Raw genomic sequence first — 668 nt, 5'->3', positions numbered from 1 at the left:
GTCGAGCGTACCGCGCTTCATGTGCGAAAGGACGCCGGAGACGGAGGAGGCGATGACCTGGTTGGCGCCAGTGGCGACAGCGATCGCCGGAGGGATGTTGTAGAAGATCAAGAGCGGCGTGATGAGGAAGCCGCCGCCGACGCCGAACATGCCCGACAGGAAACCCACCGCCGCGCCCATGGCCAGCAGGACGAAGATATTGACGGAAATTTCCGCGATCGGGAGATAGATGCCCACCCGTCAGTCTCGATCAGTTCTGCCTGTCGGCGAATGCAACCGTTGCGGGCATCTTGGACCGACAAGCCAATTCGTTCTTGCGCCGGAGGTGCTGCGAAGTCAAACCGCGCTACGCCGCCGAAACAAAAAACATCTCAATCAGTTAACAGGCGAATGTGTGGCAAGGGCGTCGTGGAAGCGACGCCTCTGCCGTTATTTGCGCGCCAGCAGTGCCTTCACCAGGTTTTCGTCGACTTCGCCGGTCGCCGCCATCTTGTTGTCGGTCTGGAAAGCCATGATCGCGGTCTTCGTTTTCTGGCCCATCTTGCCGTCGGCGCCGCCGGCGTCGTAGCCGTTCTTGTTGAGAATGCGCTGGATGTTCTGGACGGCCTTCTTCATGTCGATGCTGGCGGTCGTCTGCGGCGCGCCGTCCTGCCAGGACTCGGGAATGT

At 60.8% G+C, this 668-nt stretch carries 2 protein-coding genes; both read right to left on the bottom strand.

All coding sequences use genetic code 11. The features are described from left to right. Positions 1-237: sulfite exporter TauE/SafE family protein (locus EN925_RS38505; RefSeq protein ID WP_164894814.1), on the bottom strand; the 237-nt coding region annotated here is incomplete at its 3' end. Between the two features lie 192 nt (positions 238-429). After that, the coding region (locus EN925_RS38500; RefSeq protein ID WP_164894813.1) for a peptidoglycan-binding domain-containing protein at positions 430-668 on the bottom strand (239 nt) is incomplete at its 5' end.

It is taken from the genome of Mesorhizobium sp. M7A.F.Ca.US.006.04.2.1 (assembly GCF_004022915.1).
In the GTDB taxonomy this organism is placed as follows: domain Bacteria; phylum Pseudomonadota; class Alphaproteobacteria; order Rhizobiales; family Rhizobiaceae; genus Mesorhizobium; species Mesorhizobium ciceri.
The sequence above is the reverse complement of the archived record's forward strand: the minus strand, read 5'-3'. Positions and strand labels throughout refer to the sequence as shown.